Below are 18,333 nucleotides of genomic sequence, written 5' to 3' on the forward strand. Positions count from 1 at the left end.
CGTGGTCTATCTGACACAGATCACTGCAGATTGTGGGCGATAGCGCACAAGCGAACGCCCCAGACCTGTCGGCCCGGGGCATAGCAAAAACACCCGACTAAAAACTCAGGCTTCGAGAGCGCGACGCAGGATCTCGACATCCTCCGCAATCTGGCCATCTGTCAGCTTCAGCTCTTCAATGCGTTTAACGCCGTGCATGACCGTCGTATGGTCACGGCCACCGAACCGCCGACCGATCTCGGGCAACGACCGGCTGGTCAACTGCTTGCACAGATACATCGCGATCTGACGCGGGCGGGCATAAGAGCGCAGCCGCTTAGGGCCGACGATGTCCGACAGACGGATATTGTAGTACTCGGACACTTTGCGCTGAATCTCCTCGACCGTGATCTTGCGCTCGGACATACGCAGCACATCCGCCAGGCAATCCTGAGTCAGCTCCATGTCGATCTCGCGCCCGACCAGCGAGGCAAAGGCAAACAACCGGGTCAGAGCCCCCTCAAGCACCCGCACATTGGTCGAGATACGCTGCGCGAGAAATTCCAGAACGCCATCCGCGATGCTGAGGTCCGGATAGGTGGCGCTGTAGTGCTGCACCTTGTTTTGCAGGATACCCAACCGCAGCTCATAATCGGTGGGGTGCAGGTCGACCACAAGGCCACATTGCAAGCGGGACTTCACGCGATCTTCCAGATCCTTGATCTCACCCGGCGCACGGTCGGCAGAAATAATGATCTGCTTGTTCTGATCCACAAGCGCGTTGAACGTATGAAAGAACTCTTCCTGCGTGGAATCTTTGCCTGCGATGAATTGCACGTCATCCACCATCAGCACATCGACCGACCGGAACAGGTGTTTGAAATCCATCATCCGGCGTTCACGCAAGGCCTGCACAAAGCGATACATGAATTGCTCTGCCGACAGATACAGCACATTCAGTTCGGGGTGTTTGGTCTTCAGCTCCCAAGCGATGGCGTGCATCAGGTGGGTCTTACCCAGACCGACACCGCCATACAGCACCAGCGGATTGAATGTGACCGGACCGCCCTCGGACACACGGCGGGCTGCGGCATGGGCCAATTCATTGGGCTTGCCCACAACGAAACTGTCAAAGGTAAAACGCGCATCCAAAGGCGCCGCCTGAAGCGATTCCAGCGCACTCGCGCCTGTATCGGCTGCCAGAGCAGGGCTCGGTTCTGTGACAGGGTCCTGCACAGGCGCGCGTGTGGCGGCAGGGCGCGCCGAGGAGTTGGCCGCCGTGCGAAACGCCAATCGTTGCACGGTTTCACCGGATGTTTTCAGCTCATAGAGAATATGGTCGGCAAAGTTCTGACTGACGTAATTGCCCATAAAGTTCGTCGGCGCAGAAAACACGGCCACCCCGTCCTGAAGCTCTTTGAACTCCAGAGGTTCGATCCAGGTGGTGTAATTGTTTTGTCCAACAGCCTTGATCAACTTGCTTCGCAGTTGTCCCCATTTCTCTTGTGTCATCCAGCGCCTCACGCATCCCATTCTTTATTGGCCCTTCGGCCTTATGCAATATGGCCCGGTTTCCCGGGTGTATGACGTTCACGCACAAGGGTACCGTTTCGCCAGACCAATGGTCTGGCGGGTACAACTTGGAAATTCAGCACACTGCAGCGCAGACATCGTCCCGCAACAAGACATGTCCCGAAAAGCCGGGCCACAGGTCCAAATCCCAATTTCCGACAGGGCTCGGGTATCCGGGCAGCCCGGTACCTTTTGCAGGTCGCCAGCCGGCTCGAAAGCCAGCGAACGAACATTCGTCTCCGGATCAACTGATGCCCGTCAGTTGGAACGCAGAAACCGCCTGTCCCCCCAAGCGAGTGAATCGCTGATATCAGTGGTAACAACAGGTCGGCGGTTGCGGCAACGAAACTCTGATATTGACTCGTGTCTGGACCCGAAAGAATCTCTCGGTTTCGTGAAGGCGCGACTTTCCGGCAACATTAGAAAAGGCGCCGCACGGGGCGACGCCTTTCAAAATAATTCAGCTTTGCTGACGTGACCATGGGTCACGTACTGCTTAGCCCAGCGCTTTGACGCGGGCCGACAGGCGCGACATTTTGCGGGCTGCGGTGTTCTTGTGGAAGACACCTTTGGTGACGCCGCGCATCAGCTCGGGCTGAGCGGCGCGCAGGGCTGCGGTGGCCGCGTCCTTGTCGCCGGATGCGATCGCTTCTTCAACTTTACGCAGATAGGTGCGGATGCGCGAACGGCGCGCTTTGTTTACGGCGAAACGCTTTTCGTTCTGACGGGCGCGTTTCTTTGCCTGGGGCGAATTTGCCATGTGTCTCTGACCTTTGTTCGGTACGGTTATCTTGGGTTGCGCGCCACGGGAATTATCCGCACCGGATCAGAAATCACGAGTGTGAGTCGGGCCAGGCGGGCCGCACGCGCATGTATGACGGCGCTTACTATCCAAGTTGTGCGGGTTTGCCAAGCGGAATCTTGACTGTGCGGATCCGGCAAGAAAAAGGCGGGCAAAAGCCCGCCCGGTTGCCCCTCGTGAAGGCTGCTTACTTGTCGCGGAACTGCGCGGCGCGTTTTTCCAGAAACGCGGCCATGCCCTCTTTCTGATCCTCGGTGGCGAACATCGAATGGAACACGCGCCGTTCAAACAGCATGCCCTCGCTCAGCGGCAGCTCATAGCTGCGGTTCACCGCCTCTTTTGCCGCCAGGGTCGAGATCTGGGATTTCTCCGCAATCTTCTGGGCGGCACCGGTCGCCTCTTCGATCAGTTTCTTTGCGGGGACCACACGGCTGACCAGCCCGGCACGTTCGGCTTCTTCAGCATCCATAAAACGCCCGGTCAGGTTCATATCCATCGATTTGGACTTGCCCACGAAACGGGTCAGGCGCTGGCTGCCACCCAACCCGGCAATGACGCCCAGATTGATCTCGGGCTGACCGAACTTGGCGGTATCGGCGGCGATGATGAAGTCGCACAACATCGCCAACTCGCACCCGCCACCCAGCGCATAGCCTGCCACGGCCGCAATGATCGGCTTGCGAATGGCCGAGATGCGATCATTGGCATCCGCAAACAGGTTTATGTCGAAGACGTCAACAAAGCTCATCTCGGACATCTCTTTGATATCCGCGCCAGCAGCGAAAGCCTTTTCCGAGCCGGTGATGACCATGCAGCGCACCTTGTCGTTCTTGTCGGCATCCTCCAACGCCTCGCAAAGCTCACCCAACAGCTGGGTGTTCAGCGCGTTCATTGCGTCGGGTCTGTCGAGTTTGATGAGGGCGACGTGGTCTTCAATTTCGACGATGATCGTCTCAAAAGCCATGAGGTGTAAGCTTCCGGTTGTTCCGTTCAGATACGATTCATTATCACGCGCAAAAGCTGGATCAAGCTATCTTTGGCATTGCGCACAGTAGAAGGATGAGCGACCGGACTGGGTGATTCTCTTGATCGACGCGCCGCATCCTTCGGTCCGGCAGGGTTCACCTTCGCGCGCGTAGACGTCGAAGCGGTGCTGAAAATATCCAAGTTCTCCATCGGCTTGACGGAAATCCCGCAGCGACGAACCGCCAGCCTCGATGGCATCCTGCAGCACCTGCCGGATGATCGGCACAAGTGCCGCAACGCGCGGCGCAGAAATCTGCCCGGCCTTGCGACGTGGCGACACCTTGCCGCGATAAAGCGCCTCGCAAACGTAGATATTGCCCAGACCGGCAACGATTCCCTGATCCAGAAGCGCCGATTTGACCGGGGAGTTCTTGCCTTTGAACGCATCGATCAGGTGTTGTTCATGAAAGTCGTTCCCCAAAGGCTCCGGCCCCAAGACCGAGAGCAGCTTGTGCTGCTCAGCCGTGGCTGTGGGAAGCAAATCCATCGCTCCGAACCGGCGTGGATCGTTGAAGGTGACGCGCGCACCGTTGGCCATGTGGAACACCACATGGTCATGCTTTTGCGCCGCCGGATGATCATGCACGAACTGCCCCAGAGGGTCACCAGACACCGTCATCCGCCCGGACATGCCCAGATGGATCAAAAGGGTTTCACCGCTGCTGAGATCGGCCAAGATGTATTTCGACCGCCGCCGCAGCCGCTGAACCTGCTGCCCGGTCAGCCGCTCGGCCATCCGCGCGGGAAAGGGCCAGCGCAGATCGGGCCGGTTCACATCTGCCCGTTCGATCACCACCCCCTCCATCGCCGGGGACAGGCCGCGTCTTACTGTCTCGACCTCGGGCAATTCGGGCATTAGATGGCTCCTATTCCAAAGGGCCGCATTGTGCCCGCCTCTCTTGGCCCTATAACAGAGGCGAAATTCGACGAACGGCAAGGCAAATGTCCGACAACAGCGACAAGACCACTCATTTCGGGTTCGAAACCGTGCGCGAGGCTGAAAAGGCCGGGCGCGTGCAGGGCGTATTCAACTCGGTCGCCTCGAAATACGACGTGATGAACGATGTCATGTCGATGGGCATCCACCGGGTCTGGAAAGACGCGATGATGGACTGGTTGGCCCCGCGCCCCGGGCAGCGTCTGCTGGATGTGGCGGGCGGCACCGGAGACATCTCCTTTCGCTTCCTCAAACGAGCAGGCCACGGCCACGCCACCGTTCTGGACCTGACCGAGCCGATGCTGGTCGAAGGCCGCCAACGGGCTGAGGCCGACCAGATGGCCGACAGCCTGAACTGGGTGGTGGGCGACGCGATGGCCCTGCCGTTCGAGGACAACACATTCGACGTCTACACAATCTCCTTCGGCATCCGGAACGTGACTCGCCCGCAAGAGGCGCTGAACGAGGCTTACCGTGTGCTGAAACCCGGTGGCCGCCTGATGGTGCTGGAATTCAGCCAGCTGCCCAATGACGGGTTGCAGAAACTTTACGACCTCTACAGCTTCAACGTCATCCCGCGCATGGGCAAGCTGATCGCCAACGATTACGACAGCTATCAGTATCTGGTCGAGTCGATCCGCAACTTCCCCGATCAGGACACTTTCCTGTCGATGGTCCGCACCGCCGGATTCGAAAACGCCAAATACCGCAACCTGAGCATGGGCATCGCCGCGCTGCATTCCGGCTGGAAAATCTAGATGCGTGGCCCTCACAACATCATCCGCCTGATACGCACGGGTGCCACTTTGGAGCGCACCGGTGCCATGAACGTGGTGCTGGACGCGTTCGAAGCGCCCCGCACCCTGCGCATCGTGGCGCATAGCTTGGGCAAACCCTTCCAATGGCTCGGCTACAAGGGCGACCCCGAGATGCCGCCCGCAACCCGCGCGCTGACCGCGCTGGGACCGGCCTATATCAAATTCGGTCAGGTGCTCTCGACCCGCCCCGATGTGGTCGGCGACGAACTGGCCGCGCAATTGCGTGTGCTGCAGGACAAACTGCCGCCCTTCTCGAAGGCCGAAGCCATGGCAGAGGTCGAACGGGAGCTAGGCCAACCGGTGTCAGAAATCTTCAGCGATTTCAGCGAACCCATCGCCGCCGCCTCAATCGCACAGGTCCACAAGGCCAAGCTAACCAGCACAGGCGAGGATGTCGCCGTCAAAGTCCTGCGCCCCGGCATCGAGCGTGCCTTCCGCAAGGACGTCGACGCCTTTTATTTCGCTGCTCGCATCGTTTCCCTCTGCGCCCCCGGCGCACGCCGCCTGCGCCCGATGGAGGTGATCGAGCATTTCGACGGCGTAGTGCGCGGCGAGCTTGACCTGCGTCTGGAAAGCGCCGCCGCCTCGGAATACGCCGCCAACACCAAGGACGACGCAGGCTTCTGGCTGCCCCCCGTGGTCTGGTCCCTGTCCGCGCGCCGCGTCATGACGCTCAGCTGGGCGGACGGCATTCCACTGGGCGACAACGATGCACTGGACGCCGCCGGCCACAACCGCCGCGATCTGGCGGAACGCGTCCTGCGCCTGTTCCTGCTGCATGCCCTGCGCGATGGCTATTTCCACGCCGACATGCATCAGGGCAACCTCAAGGTCGCCGCGAACGGAGACATCATCGCCTATGACTATGGCATCATGGGCCATATCGACGAATATACCCGCCGGGTCTATGCCGAGATCCTCTTCGGCTTCATCCGCCGCGACTATAAACGTGTGGCCGAGGTGCATTTCGAAGCCGGTTACGTCCCCGCCAATCAAGACGTGGACGAATTCGCCCGCGCCCTGCGCGCCGTGGGAGAGCCGATCTTCGGCATGGATGCCACCCACATCTCGATGGGCCGCCTGCTGAACTACCTGTTCGAGGTTACCGAACGCTTCGGCATGGAAACCCGCACAGAACTGATCCTGCTGCAACGCACGATGGTGGTGGTCGAAGGCGTCGCGCGCTCGCTTGACCCTCACATGAACATCTGGGAAGTCGCTCGCCCGGTCGTCGAGGACTACATCAAGAAATCCATCGGCCCCCGCGCGGCCCTGCACGATCTGGGCAAAACCGCGCTGGTCCTGGCCCGCTTCGGCCCTCGTCTGCCCGGGTTGGTCGAAAGCGCCTTGATTTCCCAAACCTTGAAGGATGAGCCCCAAGGCGCCCGACTGTCGCAAGTGATATGGCCTGCCGCCATAGGCGCCCTGGTCGGCGCCACAGTCACGGCCCTGCTTGTCGCTCTCAGTTAATCACAAGCCCGCAGCTTCATCTGGCCAAAAATATCCTCGGGGGGAATCGCGCCACCAGGCGCGATGGGGGGCAGACAGCCCCCCGTTACCCGATCCCGGATCAGAGCCGCTCGATAGCGATTGCGATGCCCTGACCACCACCTATGCACATGGTGACCAGCCCTTTGGAGCCACCGGTGCGTTCAAGTTCGTACAGCGCTTTCAGCGTGATAATGGCACCGGTCGCGCCGACCGGATGACCCAGGGCAATTGCGCCCCCATTGGGGTTCACTCTGGCTGCGTCAAGACCCAATTCCTTGTTCACCGCCAACGCCTGCGCCGCAAAGGCTTCATTGCTTTCAATCACGTCAAAATCCGAAATCGACAAGCCAGTCTTGGCCAACAGGTTCTGAACTGCTGGAACGGGCCCGATCCCCATCACCTCGGGGCGTACACCGGCATGAGCATAACCCAGAATGCGTGCTTTGGGCTTTAAACCTGCCTTTTCGGCCGCATCCGCAGTCGCAAGCACCATCGCCGCCGCACCATCATTGATTCCCGAGGCATTGCCCGCTGTCACGCGACCCTCTTTCTTGAAGACCGGGCGCAGACCGGCCAACACCTCTGCGGTGGTCGCTTTGGGGTGCTCATCCACCATGAAATCGACCATGTCGCGCTTGACCTTGACCTGAACCGGCGTGATCTGGCTTTGGAAATACCCCGCCTCGATCGCCGCCGCGGCCCGAGTCTGGCTGACCACAGCAAACTCATCCATCTGCTCGCGGGTAATCTGATGCTCGTCCGCCACGTTTTCGGCTGTGACACCCATATGCCCCGTCCCAAACGGGCAGTTCAGGGCACCGACCATCATGTCCAGCGATTTGATATCGCCCATCTTTGCGCCCCAGCGTGCCTGCTGCATGATGTAAGGTCCGCGCGACATGCTTTCCGCACCGCCAGCAAGAGCGAAATCCGCATCCCCCAGCATCAGAGACTGCGTTGCCGAAACAATTGCCTGCGCCCCGGACCCGCACAGGCGGTTCACATTCATCGCGGGTGTCTCGTCAGGGATACCGGCTTGTTTTGCCGCTGCCCGCGACAGGTACATGTCGCGCGGCTCGGTGTTGATGACATGACCGAAGACAACATGCCCGATCTGACCGCCTTCGACCCCGGACCGCTCCAGCGCCGCCTCGGTGGCAACAGTCGCCAGATCAATAGGTGCAGTGGATGCCAAAGCGCCGCCAAATGTTCCGATGGCGGTCCGTGCACCGTCCAGAATCACTACGTCAGTCATGTCTTACTCCTCCTGAATTTGCGCGCATTATGCACTTGCAGCATAAGTTGCATATTGGACTCTCTGTCACGCCCGGAATTGACAAACCGGTGTGCCTCGCACATGTGTTTTCCGTCATGACGGAAAACACAGACGATATCCTGAACCGCTTGCCCGCCCGCCTGAAAGAGGCGCGCCGCGCAAAGGGGCTGTCTTTAGAAGCTGTTGCCAACCTCAGCGGCGTGTCTCGTTCAATGGTCAGTCAGATCGAGCGCGGCGAGAGCAGCCCGACCATCTCGACCCTGTGGAACCTGACCCGCGCCTTGCAGGTGGATTTCGCGGGTCTGCTCGAAGACTCAAAATCCACAGATCGGATCGAGGTATTGCAAAAATCCGAAGTGCCAAGCATCGACAATATGGGCCAGAGATGCAGGATCCGCATCCTGTCGCCACCCGAAGAAGCGGGCGGGCACGAGATCTATGACATTCAGTTCGACGCTGGCGGTGCTTTGAACAGTCAACCTCATGCCCGTGGCGCGCGCGAACAACTGACTGTGCTGGAAGGGTCGGTTCGCGTCACATCCGGAACAGCGGTCTCTGAACTTGGCCAAGGTGACACCGCCCGCTATGCTGCGGACATCGCTCATTCCATATCCGCCGCCGAACCGGCGCGGGTCTTCCTGATCGTCAAGAACGCCTGACATCCGTAAAAATCCATCTTCACGGATATTTTTCCTTCATACTGTAATTCCCCTATTTGGGAATTACCTCCGTTATGTTAGATGCACGACTCAGGTAAACGGAGGCCGCCATGGCAGATGCATTCCTGTCCCATATCTCGGACACACTCGCGCAGATCGAAGCCGAGGGTCTTTACAAACGCGAACGAATGATCACCTCGCCTCAGGGCGGAGAGATCACAGTGGGCGACCGGCAGGTCATCAACCTGTGCGCCAACAACTATCTGGGATTGGCCGACCACCCGGCGTTGATCGACGCAGCCAAGGGTGCGATGGAACCCAAAGGCTTCGGCATGGCCTCGGTCCGTTTCATCTGCGGCACCCAGGACATTCACCGAGAGTTGGAACAGCGCCTGGCAAAGTTCCTGAACAAGGACGACGCGATCCTGTTCGCCGCCTGTTTCGACGCCAATGGCGGGTTGTTCGAACCCCTTCTGGGACCCGAAGACGCCATCATCTCGGACAGCCTGAACCACGCCTCGATCATCGACGGGATACGGTTGTGCAAAGCCAAGCGCTATCGCTATCTGAACAACGACATGAACGATCTCGAAGCCTGGCTGAAACAGGCGCGCGAGGACGGCGCGCGGCACATCATGATCGCCACTGATGGCGTTTTCTCGATGGATGGCTATCTGGCCAACCTGCCAAAAATCCGCGAGTTGGCCGACAAATACGACGCCATCGTCATGGTCGATGACTGTCACGCCACCGGCTTCATGGGGCCGCGCGGCGCGGGCACGCCGGATCATTTCGACGTCGATGTGGACATTCTGACGGGAACCTTGGGCAAGGCACTGGGGGGGGCAATCGGCGGCTATATCGCCGGGCCGCAACCAGTGATCGACCTGCTGCGGCAGCGGGCGCGGCCCTACCTGTTCTCGAACTCGCTGCCGCCATCCATCGTCGCAGCCGGATTGGAAGCGATCCGACTGGTGGAAGAGGGCGACATGCTGCGCGCGCAACTGTTCGGCAACGCCAAATACTGGCGCGCCGGTTTGGAGAAACTGGGGTTCGACCTGCTGCCCGGGGAACACCCTATTATTCCGGTGATGCTTGGCGAGGCGCAACTGGCGCAGGACATGGCCGCCAAACTGTTTGAGGAAGGTGTCTATGTCTCGGGCTTTTTCTTCCCCGTGGTCCCGCGCGGACAGGCGCGGATCAGAACCCAGATGAACGCCGCCCTGACGCGTAACGAGTTGGACCGTGCGCTGGCCGCGTTCGGCAAGGTCGGCAAAGACCTGGGCGTAATCGCATGATCTTGCCGTCCGTCATCGACGCGATTGGCAACACGCCCCTCGTCGATCTTACCCGTATTTGCCAACATCTCGATCTGGACGGGCGCATTCTGGCCAAGCTGGACTATCTGTTGCCCGGTTTCTCCAAAAAGGACCGCGCCGCTAAATCCATAATTGAACTGGCCCGCGCGGATGGCACGTTGTCGCCCGGCCAGACGGTGGTCGAGCTGACATCGGGCAATATGGGCACCGGGCTGGCGATTGTCTGCGGCATTCTGGGGCACCCGTTCGTGGCGGTGATGAGCGCAGGCAACTCGGTCGAGCGTGCGCGCATGATGCGCGCCCTCGGGGCCGAGGTTGTCATCGTTCCGCAAGCCGAAGGCAGCAAACCCGGCGAAGTCTCGGGGGTCGATCTGGCTTTGGTCGACGCCGCCGCACAGCGTATCACGACCGAACGCCGGGCGTTTCGCGCCGATCAGTTCGGTCACGCAGGAAACCCAAAGGCGCATGCCGCCGGTACGGGGCCTGAGATCTGGGAACAGTCCGGTGGCAGCGTCACATCCTTTTGCGACTTTGCCGGGTCCGGCGGTACGCTGGCCGGGGCGGCCGCTTATCTAACGCCCCTTGGCGTGCGCTGTTACGCTGTCGAGCCCGAAGGCGCACGCGCATTGGCCGGAGAGACCATCAGTACCCCCGATCATCCCATCCAGGGCGGTGGATATGCTATGGGAGACCTTGTTCATCTGAACGGAACCACGTTGGCTGGCCATATGTCGGTGTCCGGCGACGCCGCGCGCGAAGGTACCCGGTTGCTGGCCCGGGCCGAGGGGATATTCGCGGGCTATTCCGCAGGCGCCAATCTTTCCGCAGCCATCGATCTTCTGCGCGGACCCGAAAAAGGCGGCTGCGTCGCCATTGTAATGTGTGACAGCGGGCTGAAATACCTGTCCACCGATTTGTGGGAGTGATCTGATGCGACCCAACACCATGAAAGCCCTTGAAAAATCTCATCCCAAAGAGGGGTTGTGGATGATTCAGGCCCCGGTCCCGGAAATCGGACCCGACGAGGTTCTGATCCGCATCCATAAAACCGGCATCTGCGGCACCGATATTCATATCTGGAACTGGGACGAGTGGGCCGCCGCGACGGTCCCCGTGCCGACGATCACCGGGCACGAATTCGCCGGGGAGATCGTCGAAATGGGCCGCAACGTGACCGGGCTTGAGATCGGCCAGCGGTGTTCCGGCGAGGGGCACCTGATCACCAATGACAGCCGTCAGAGCCGGGCGGGCAAATTCCATCTCGATCCCGGCACGCGCGGGATCGGGGTCAATGAACAGGGCGCGTTTGCGCAATACCTGAAACTGCCCGCCTTCAACGTTGTACCGCTGCCCGACGATATTCCGGACGAGATCGGAGCCATCCTCGATCCGCTGGGCAATGCCGTGCACACAGCGCTTAGTTTTGATCTGCTGGGCGAGGATGTGCTGATCACCGGCGCCGGCCCCATCGGCATCATGGCCGCCGCCGTCGCTCGCCACGCTGGGGCGCGGCATGTGGTGATCACGGACATCAACCCTGACCGCCTGTCGCTAGCCGAGCATGTGGTGCCAACCGTGCGCACGGTCGATGTTTCGAAAGAAGACCTGCAGGACGTCATCGTCGCGTTGGGTATGTCGCAGGGTTTTGATGTGGGGCTTGAGATGTCGGGCTCTCAGGCCGCACTGGACCAGATGGTCGAGGCGTTGGTAATGGGCGGAAAGATCGCGCTGCTGGGGATTCCGCCGGGCAAATCCCCCGTCGACTGGTCGCGCATCGTATTCAAGGCGATCACCATCAAAGGCGTCTACGGGCGCGAGATGTTCGAGACCTGGTACAAGATGATCGCCATGTTGCAAAATGGTCTGGACGTCACCCGCGTGATCACGCACCGGTTCGGGGTCGACGATTTCGCACAGGGCTTTGCGGCGATGAAATCCGGCCAATCCGGCAAAGTGGTGTTGGACTGGACGTAAGGCACTGGAAAGTTGCAAAAGCAGGCCATACACAGATGTTAACTGCACGTCAAAGAGGCCACATGAGCGACAAGACAGACCGGTTTCTGGAACGCGGAATCGAGGATTCTCTGGTCACCGATTTCGCGGAAACGCACCGTAAAAGCTATGGCGATTTTCTTCAGCTCAAGACGCTGCTGAACCTGCAAAAGACCTTTCAGGATCCGGCGCAACCGGACGAGATGCTGTTCATCATCATCCATCAGGTCAGCGAGTTGTGGCTGAAACTGATGCATCACCAGTTGGTCGAGGTGCGCCGCTTTCTGCAACAGGACGAGTTTGGCCCGGCGATGAAGAATCTCGACCGGATCAAAGCCATCCAGAGACAATTGATCGCCGCGTGGGAAACCTTGCTGACCATGACGCCAGCCGATTACATGACCTTTCGGCAGGCGCTGGGCAATTCCTCGGGATTCCAAAGCTATGGCTACCGTCAGATCGAATTCATTCTGGGCAACAAGGATGCCTCGACCCTGAAAGTGCACGAGCATGACCCTGAAATCATGGGTCTGCTGAACGCCGCGCTGACCAAACCCTCGCTTTATGACGAGGTGCTGCACATGTTGGCGCGACAGGGTTTCGATGTGCCTCAGGACCTGCTTGAACGCAACTATGCCATGCCCTATTCCGGCGATCCGCGGATTGTGAAAATCTGGGTCGAGGTGTTCCGCAACACCGGGACATACTGGGACCTTTATGCGCTGGCCGAAAAGCTAATGGACGTCGAGTCGCTGTTCCAGCGTTGGCGCTTCGATCACGTCACGGCGGTCGAACGGGTGATCGGCAATCAACCCGGCACCGGAGGGTCCAGCGGCGTGTCTTTCCTGCGCAAAGCCTTGGATTTGCGCTTTTTCCATGATCTGTACGACATGCGCACTGAACTGATGTATTCCGAACAGGAGTAAGCCATGTTGTATCGGGGTTTCACACAGGATGAACTGGATCAGGAATACTCTCCGCGATCGATGATTGGCGGCGATCTGACACCCTATGTTGAAAGTTACGCCGCGCTGAGTGCACAACACCGGGCGCAGATGAAATGCCGCGAAAATCTGGCATATGGCGACGGTCCGGCACAAGTTCTGGATTTCTTTCCTGCAAAAGGCGCTGGCGCCCCGCTGCATGTGTTTATCCACGGCGGGTACTGGCAGGCCCTCAGTCAGCGGGAATCGGCGATGGTCGCCCCCGCCATTATCGAGGCTGAACAGTCCTTTGCCACACTGAACTACACGCTCGCCCCGGATGCGCGCATCGGCGACATGATTGCGGAATGCCGCAAGGCCTTGTTGTGGCTGGCCGACAACGCGTTTGATTTAGGATTCGACCCGACCCGCATCACCCTGTCAGGCCACAGCGCAGGCGGACATCTGGCAAGTATGGTCATGGCGACTTCGGCTGATGCGCTGGCCCGTGCTGGGCTGCGTGTGCGCGACGTTATCCTGATCAGCGGAGTATATGATCTGGAGCCAATCAGCCTGACGCCGGTGAACGATCCCTTGCAGCTGACTCCGGTTGAGATACATGATCTGTCCCCGATCCTGCACCTGCCCGCCCCCGGCCCACGATACCGGGTGACAGTCGCCGAGCGCGACACGCCCGAGTTTATCCGCCAAAGCCGGGACTACGCCGAGCTGCTGCGCAAAGGCGGGCATTCGGTTAGTTTCGATCTGCAAAAGGGAATGCAGCATTTCGACATCATCATGCATCCGGGCACGTTCCTGGCGGGATCGCAGTAGTCGGGGGTTTGACCTCAGACAAATCTGACCCTGGTTTCACAAACCGACTCAAGCCCTACGAACGTAGAGCCGTAGCAGCCCCGGAAAATATCTGATTCGAGCTCAAACTCCGGGGGCGGCTTGCGATGCAACTGATATTTGCTTGCGTCAGAGGCAGTCTTGGAACTTGCACCCCTTCAAAACCAGAAAAGTTAGTGTACACGATTCCGAGCATCGAACTGACGCAGCGCTTTCTTTACCTCGCGATTGCTCAAGACAGCTATGGCCGCCTTGTCAGCCAAGCTGATGATCATCGTTTTGGAATCATCGATACGTAGGACGAAAGGCCTGTTGTGACTTGCGCAGTGGATCGCCACATAGCGCCCTTTTCTTTCAGGGTCATTGTCGATCATCAGGTGCAGGGCGACAACATCCTGGGATGACAGATCAGGCGCCATGTCAAGCAAGAGCGCAGCGATCAGGCCCAGACGCTCTTTTCGTGCAAGTTCGCAGTATTGGTCTACGACTTCCTTCTTTAAATTGCGACCAGAGTTAAACAGTGCTAGTAGCTGCTCTTCTGTTTCCACAGTCTCTTTCGGCATTTTCGGGACAAGCAGAAACCTCTCGGCCACATCCATCCCGTTGAAGACGATTTCTTCTTTCTGCTCGGTACGCACAGGGATACCCCAGATCACTGTTTGCTGGCCAAAAACGCTTGCAAAACTACCAGGACGCACACCAAGGAATAGGCCACCCGTAACCTCATATGCTACCTGTGCGTAGCCCGCGAGTTGAGCATTCTCAATCTTGGCCTGAAGGCCCACAGCTTCGCGGTCCCGAAAACGTTGACCTCGGGCTCCGTCCAGTTTCAGGAATTGTTCCAATTTCGCGGGGTAATCCCCATCCGGCACCACATGCACGCGCGGCTGAAGCCAGGCATTGATCCGTTTGTGGTAGTCCGAATAGGACGCAAAAAACCGGGAATCCAGCGCTTCCAAGACGGCGCCTTCCATCTCTGGGGCTTCGATAAGCGCATCCAAACATGCCGCCAGCTCCGACAGGCCTGCGTTTTTCAAGCCATTCTGCGCATAAGCCAGCGTCATAGGGTCCATCTGTGAATTGTGCCGGAATTGGGAATGACCCCCATTGCATACCTGTGCGTAGTAATAGTCGGCATTGTATGCTTCTTGAGCCTCCTCCACGATCTCATTGGCGGAGTAGGCACCCCGATCACGCACAGCGTTCACCCAACTGACAACTGAGCCAACAAAAGCGTATTCTTTCGCGTCCTTTGCGAGCACTGATGCAGGAACAAATATCTCATGGCGGTGCTGGCGGGATTTAAAAAGATTGCGAAGCATCTCTTAGTCTTCCTAAACGAAACATTGAATCAAGTGACGGCACATCACCTATAGGGCGAATGAATTGTGGAGCGAATATGGCGGTACCGCAAAAAAGTGCATCCATTGGGCTCCAAGGCAACGGATGAAACACCAAAGACCGTCAAACCTATAAGATATTGACTTTCAAACTAAATCTCGAAAATCAAAGGCCGCAAGGCTTCACAACTAAAAACAGCGGCCCAATTGAGCCGCTGCTTCCTGTTTTAATTTAAACCCGTATCAGTCCAGCGTGCGGGTGACTTCTTCGCGCTCGAAAATCTCGATCACGTCACCGGCTCGGATATCGTCGTAGTTCTCGAATGCCATACCGCATTCCTGACCCGACTGGACCTCGGTCACTTCGTCCTTGAAGCGTTTCAGGGTCTTCAGCGTGCCTTCGTGGATCACCACGTTGTCGCGCAGCAGACGGACGCCTGCAGAGCGGCGGGCAACGCCTTCGGTGACCAGACAGCCAGCAACCTTGCCGACGCCGGTGACCTTGAAGACTTCGCGGATTTCGGCGTAACCGATGAACTTTTCGCGAATCTCGGCGCTCAGCAGGCCGGATGCGGCGGCTTTGACGTCGTCCACGAGGTCATAGATCACCGAGTAATAGCGGATCTCGACACCCTTCTGGTTCGCGGTGTTCCGCGCCGAGGCATTGGCACGGACGTTGAACCCGAAGATCGGCGCGCCGGAGGCTTCGGCCAGACCGACATCCGTCTCGGTGATCGCACCCACGCCCGAATGCAGCACGCGCACACGCACCTCGTCATTGCCGATCTTCTCCATCGCCTGAACGATAGCTTCGGCAGAACCCTGAACGTCGGCTTTCATCAGAATCGGCAGCTCGGTGACGTTTTCGTCTTCCTTGGCCTTCTGCATCAGCTGCTCAAGGGTGGTCGCGGCACCGGCGGCGGCGCGTTTGTCCTTGGCGGCTTGCTCACGATAGGCGGCGATCTCACGGGCTTGGGCTTCGGTCTCAGTGACGTTCAGAACGTCGCCGGCCTCGGGCGTACCGTTGAGACCCAGAACCTCGACCGGAACCGAGGGGCCAGCTTCTTTGACGCGATCACCCTTGTCGTTGATCAGCGCACGGACCTTACCGTATTGCTCACCCACAACGAAGATATCGCCCTGACGCAGCGTGCCGTTCTGAACCAGAACGGTGGCCACGGGGCCGCGGCCCACATCCAGCTGCGCCTCGATCACGGCACCTTGGGCAGCGCGGTCAGGGTTTGCTTTCAGTTCCAGTATCTCGGCCTGCAGCGCGATGGCTTCCAGCAGTTCATCAAGGCCCTGACCGGTGATGGCAGAGACTTCGACGTCCTGAACCTCACCCGACATTTTCTCGACGATGACTTCGTGCTGCAGCAGGTCGGTACGGACCTTGTCCGGATTCGCATCAGGCTTATCAACCTTGTTGATCGCCACGATCATCGGCACTCCGGCCGCTTTGGCGTGGTTGATCGCCTCAATCGTCTGCGGCATCACCGCGTCATCAGCCGCAACAACCAGAACCACGATATCCGTGACCTGAGCCCCGCGCGAGCGCATCGAGGTAAAGGCCGCGTGGCCCGGCGTATCCAGGAAGGTCAGCGTGGTGCCGCCATCGGTTTTCACCTGATAGGCACCGATATGCTGGGTGATGCCACCGGCCTCGCCCGCCACAACGCGGGCGTCGCGGATCGCATCCAGCAGAGAGGTCTTACCGTGGTCAACGTGACCCATGATGGTGATGACCGGCGGACGCGGCTGCAGATCGTCTTCGCTGTCTTCGACCTCTTTGATGACGTCTTCCACGTCCGAATCGGAGACGCGGGTGACCTTGTGGCCGAATTCTTCGATAATCAGTTCGGCGGTGTCTGCGTCGATGGTCTGGTTTTGCGTAACCATCATGCCCATCTGCATCAGCGATTTGACAACGTCAGCCACGCGCTCGGCCATACGGTTGGCCAGTTCCGAGACCATGATCGCCTCGGGCAGTTGCACGTCGCGGATCACCTTTTCCCGCTCGACCGTGCCACCCATGGCTTTCTGGCGCGCACGCTCCTGCTTGCGCTTCATGGCTGCCATCGAGCGTTGGCGGTTGCCTTCGCCGCCGGTGGCCTGACCAAGTGTCAGCTTGCCCGAGCGGCGGTTGTCGTCACGGCCTTTACCGCGACCACGCTGTTCACGCTCGCGATCCTGCTTGCGCGGGGTCGCTGCGGGGGCCGGTTTGTTGGCTGGTGCGCGTGCGGCTTTAGGCTCTTCCGGCGCGGGGGCCGCAGCAGCACGTTTGGCAGCTTCTTCTGCCTCAACGCGCTTGCGTTCTTCTTCGGCCTTGGCACGGGCTTTTTCTTCAGCCTCGCGCTGCTCGCGCTCTTTGGCCTCTTGCTCGGCTCGACGACGGGCGCGTTCTTCTTCACGCGCCTTTTCTTCCGCCTCACGGGCGGCGGTCTCTTCGGCCTCACGCGCCTTGGCGGCTTGCAGGGCCTTCAGGCGGCGGTTCATCTCGGCGTCGGAAATCCCGGCAGGACGGCGCGACGGATCACCCGAAGGCGTTGCACCGCCGCTCGGCTTTCCGGCACCCGGCTTGGGGACCACCACGCGTTTGCGTTTGGTTTCCACCACGACATTCTTGGTGCGTCCGTGGCTGAAACTCTGTTTCACATTTCCGGGGCGTGCCCCGCCACGAAGACCCAATGTCTTTTTGCCGTCAGTATCGCTCATAAAGCTTCTTACCCTTCCGCGCGGCCCTTGCCGCCGTCATCCTTTTCGCGCAAGCCACACAGGCGCTGCGCTTCCTCTACAACACGTTTGGCGAGTCCGCCAGAGGCCAAGGCCGCATGAATCACGGTTTGGCGCCCAAATGCTGCCCCAAGCTCATCCGCAGTCAGCCAGCCGATATACTTACCGAAGTGCGGCGTACTTAGTTTCGACTTGCCGCGCCCCGACCCATCGCTGGCCTGAATCAGCACGCTTGCTTCTTCCCGGTCCAGCCACGTCTTGACCTTTTCATACCCGGCAACCGCGTCACCGGACTTGCGCGCCAGGCTGAGCAATTCAACCACACGGCGCGCGATCTGTTTTTCGACCTCATCCGTCAGGTCCTTCGACGCGCTCACCTGCGCCTTGAACCCGCGCGAGAACAGTTTCTTGCCAACGGCCTTGTCCAGCGCGGCGCGATCCGCCGCCACATAAACCCCGCGCCCCGGCAGTTTAGCCGCGACATCCGGATAGACCTGACCATCCGGCCCCGTCACAAAGCGGATCAGCCCGTATTTGGGCTGAACCTCGCCCGTGGCAATGCACTTGCGCTCAGGCCCTTCGGACCGATCCTTATGGACGCCACCGCGACCCAT

The 18,333-nt window shown here is 59.4% G+C and carries 16 protein-coding genes; 8 read left to right on the plus strand and 8 right to left on the minus strand.

The annotated features are described in order from the left end of the window. Positions 1–105 precede the first annotated feature (105 nt). The 4 genes from dnaA to mutM all read right to left on the minus strand — a co-directional run bounded on the left by dnaA (position 106) and on the right by mutM (position 4,235). Complete coding sequence (gene dnaA / locus ACR0K4_RS17265) at positions 106–1,491, minus strand: chromosomal replication initiator protein DnaA (protein ID WP_480854962.1); 1,386 nt, start codon at positions 1,489–1,491, stop codon at positions 106–108. A gap of 556 nt (positions 1,492–2,047) precedes the next feature. After that, the gene (gene rpsT / locus ACR0K4_RS17270) at positions 2,048–2,311 is read right to left on the minus strand and encodes a 30S ribosomal protein S20 (RefSeq protein ID WP_039541017.1); all 264 of its coding nucleotides are present in this window, start codon (positions 2,309–2,311) and stop codon (positions 2,048–2,050) included. Between the two features lie 229 nt (positions 2,312–2,540). Next, positions 2,541–3,317, minus strand: coding sequence for an enoyl-CoA hydratase (locus ACR0K4_RS17275; protein ID WP_480854963.1), 777 nt, complete (start codon positions 3,315–3,317; stop codon positions 2,541–2,543). 66 nt (positions 3,318–3,383) lie between these two features. Continuing rightward, complete coding sequence (gene mutM, locus ACR0K4_RS17280) at positions 3,384–4,235, minus strand: bifunctional DNA-formamidopyrimidine glycosylase/DNA-(apurinic or apyrimidinic site) lyase (protein WP_480854964.1); 852 nt, start codon at positions 4,233–4,235, stop codon at positions 3,384–3,386. A gap of 86 nt (positions 4,236–4,321) precedes the next feature. On the opposite strand from mutM, the gene ubiE reads away from it, so the two are divergent. Then, on the plus strand, positions 4,322–5,074 hold the full coding sequence (gene ubiE, locus ACR0K4_RS17285) for a bifunctional demethylmenaquinone methyltransferase/2-methoxy-6-polyprenyl-1,4-benzoquinol methylase UbiE (RefSeq protein WP_480521741.1): 753 nt from the start codon (positions 4,322–4,324) through the stop codon (positions 5,072–5,074). After that, positions 5,075–6,604, plus strand: a complete 1,530-nt coding sequence (gene ubiB, locus ACR0K4_RS17290) for a 2-polyprenylphenol 6-hydroxylase (protein ID WP_480521740.1) — start codon at positions 5,075–5,077, stop codon at positions 6,602–6,604. A 100-nt stretch (positions 6,605–6,704) separates the two neighbouring features. Here the strand turns inward: ubiB and ACR0K4_RS17295 are convergent, their stop codons facing one another. Further along, positions 6,705–7,880 (minus strand): acetyl-CoA C-acyltransferase family protein, encoded by a 1,176-nt coding sequence (locus ACR0K4_RS17295; RefSeq protein ID WP_480521739.1) that lies wholly within the window; start codon positions 7,878–7,880, stop codon positions 6,705–6,707. Between the two features lie 116 nt (positions 7,881–7,996). On the opposite strand from ACR0K4_RS17295, the gene ACR0K4_RS17300 reads away from it, so the two are divergent. From ACR0K4_RS17300 to ACR0K4_RS17325, 6 genes are all read left to right on the plus strand, one after another. Continuing rightward, complete coding sequence (locus tag ACR0K4_RS17300) at positions 7,997–8,560, plus strand: helix-turn-helix domain-containing protein (protein WP_480854965.1); 564 nt, start codon at positions 7,997–7,999, stop codon at positions 8,558–8,560. A 110-nt stretch (positions 8,561–8,670) separates the two neighbouring features. Then, on the plus strand, positions 8,671–9,858 hold the full coding sequence (locus tag ACR0K4_RS17305; protein ID WP_480854966.1) for a glycine C-acetyltransferase: 1,188 nt from the start codon (positions 8,671–8,673) through the stop codon (positions 9,856–9,858). Then, complete coding sequence (locus ACR0K4_RS17310; RefSeq protein ID WP_480854968.1) at positions 9,855–10,805, plus strand: PLP-dependent cysteine synthase family protein; 951 nt, start codon at positions 9,855–9,857, stop codon at positions 10,803–10,805. The genes ACR0K4_RS17305 and ACR0K4_RS17310 overlap by 4 nt, the downstream gene beginning before the upstream one ends. Positions 10,806–10,824: 19 nt before the next feature. Beyond that, positions 10,825–11,853, plus strand: a complete 1,029-nt coding sequence (tdh, locus tag ACR0K4_RS17315; RefSeq protein ID WP_480521780.1) for an L-threonine 3-dehydrogenase — start codon at positions 10,825–10,827, stop codon at positions 11,851–11,853. A gap of 62 nt (positions 11,854–11,915) precedes the next feature. Then, positions 11,916–12,797 carry a tryptophan 2,3-dioxygenase gene (locus ACR0K4_RS17320; RefSeq protein ID WP_480854970.1) on the plus strand — a complete coding sequence of 294 codons (882 nt, stop codon included), beginning with the start codon at positions 11,916–11,918 and terminating at the stop codon, positions 12,795–12,797. 3 nt (positions 12,798–12,800) lie between these two features. Beyond that, entirely contained in the window at positions 12,801–13,628 is an 828-nt protein-coding gene (locus tag ACR0K4_RS17325; protein WP_480854972.1) for an alpha/beta hydrolase, read from the plus strand. 191 nt (positions 13,629–13,819) lie between these two features. On the opposite strand, the gene ACR0K4_RS17330 is transcribed toward ACR0K4_RS17325, so the two are convergent. The 3 genes from ACR0K4_RS17330 to ACR0K4_RS17340 all read right to left on the minus strand — a co-directional run bounded on the left by ACR0K4_RS17330 (position 13,820) and on the right by ACR0K4_RS17340 (position 18,333). Continuing rightward, positions 13,820–14,968 (minus strand): DMP19 family protein, encoded by a 1,149-nt coding sequence (locus ACR0K4_RS17330; protein WP_480854974.1) that lies wholly within the window; start codon positions 14,966–14,968, stop codon positions 13,820–13,822. Between the two features lie 261 nt (positions 14,969–15,229). Beyond that, on the minus strand, positions 15,230–17,701 hold the full coding sequence (gene infB, locus ACR0K4_RS17335; RefSeq protein WP_480854975.1) for a translation initiation factor IF-2: 2,472 nt from the start codon (positions 17,699–17,701) through the stop codon (positions 15,230–15,232). An 8-nt stretch (positions 17,702–17,709) separates the two neighbouring features. Continuing rightward, entirely contained in the window at positions 17,710–18,333 is a 624-nt protein-coding gene (locus tag ACR0K4_RS17340; RefSeq protein ID WP_480854977.1) for an RNA-binding protein, read from the minus strand.

It is taken from the genome of Ruegeria sp. K11, from assembly GCF_056531905.1.

Excerpts from the sequence above, each read along its gene's own strand:
- dnaA (WP_480854962.1), bottom strand. The coding sequence starts at position 1,491 with ATGACACAAGAGAAATGGGGACAACTGCGAAGCAAGTTGATCAAGGCT.
- rpsT (WP_039541017.1), bottom strand. The coding sequence starts at position 2,311 with ATGGCAAATTCGCCCCAGGCAAAGAAACGCGCCCGTCAGAACGAAAAG.
- ACR0K4_RS17275 (WP_480854963.1), bottom strand. The coding sequence starts at position 3,317 with ATGGCTTTTGAGACGATCATCGTCGAAATTGAAGACCACGTCGCCCTC.
- mutM (WP_480854964.1), bottom strand. The coding sequence starts at position 4,235 with ATGCCCGAATTGCCCGAGGTCGAGACAGTAAGACGCGGCCTGTCCCCG.
- ubiE (WP_480521741.1), top strand. The coding sequence starts at position 4,322 with ATGTCCGACAACAGCGACAAGACCACTCATTTCGGGTTCGAAACCGTG.
- ubiB (WP_480521740.1), top strand. The coding sequence starts at position 5,075 with ATGCGTGGCCCTCACAACATCATCCGCCTGATACGCACGGGTGCCACT.
- ACR0K4_RS17295 (WP_480521739.1), bottom strand. The coding sequence starts at position 7,880 with ATGACTGACGTAGTGATTCTGGACGGTGCACGGACCGCCATCGGAACA.
- ACR0K4_RS17300 (WP_480854965.1), top strand. The coding sequence starts at position 7,997 with ATGACGGAAAACACAGACGATATCCTGAACCGCTTGCCCGCCCGCCTG.
- ACR0K4_RS17305 (WP_480854966.1), top strand. The coding sequence starts at position 8,671 with ATGGCAGATGCATTCCTGTCCCATATCTCGGACACACTCGCGCAGATC.
- ACR0K4_RS17310 (WP_480854968.1), top strand. The coding sequence starts at position 9,855 with ATGATCTTGCCGTCCGTCATCGACGCGATTGGCAACACGCCCCTCGTC.
- tdh (WP_480521780.1), top strand. The coding sequence starts at position 10,825 with ATGAAAGCCCTTGAAAAATCTCATCCCAAAGAGGGGTTGTGGATGATT.
- ACR0K4_RS17320 (WP_480854970.1), top strand. The coding sequence starts at position 11,916 with ATGAGCGACAAGACAGACCGGTTTCTGGAACGCGGAATCGAGGATTCT.
- ACR0K4_RS17325 (WP_480854972.1), top strand. The coding sequence starts at position 12,801 with ATGTTGTATCGGGGTTTCACACAGGATGAACTGGATCAGGAATACTCT.
- ACR0K4_RS17330 (WP_480854974.1), bottom strand. The coding sequence starts at position 14,968 with ATGCTTCGCAATCTTTTTAAATCCCGCCAGCACCGCCATGAGATATTT.
- infB (WP_480854975.1), bottom strand. The coding sequence starts at position 17,701 with ATGAGCGATACTGACGGCAAAAAGACATTGGGTCTTCGTGGCGGGGCA.
- ACR0K4_RS17340 (WP_480854977.1), bottom strand. The coding sequence starts at position 18,333 with ATGGGTCGCGGTGGCGTCCATAAGGATCGGTCCGAAGGGCCTGAGCGC.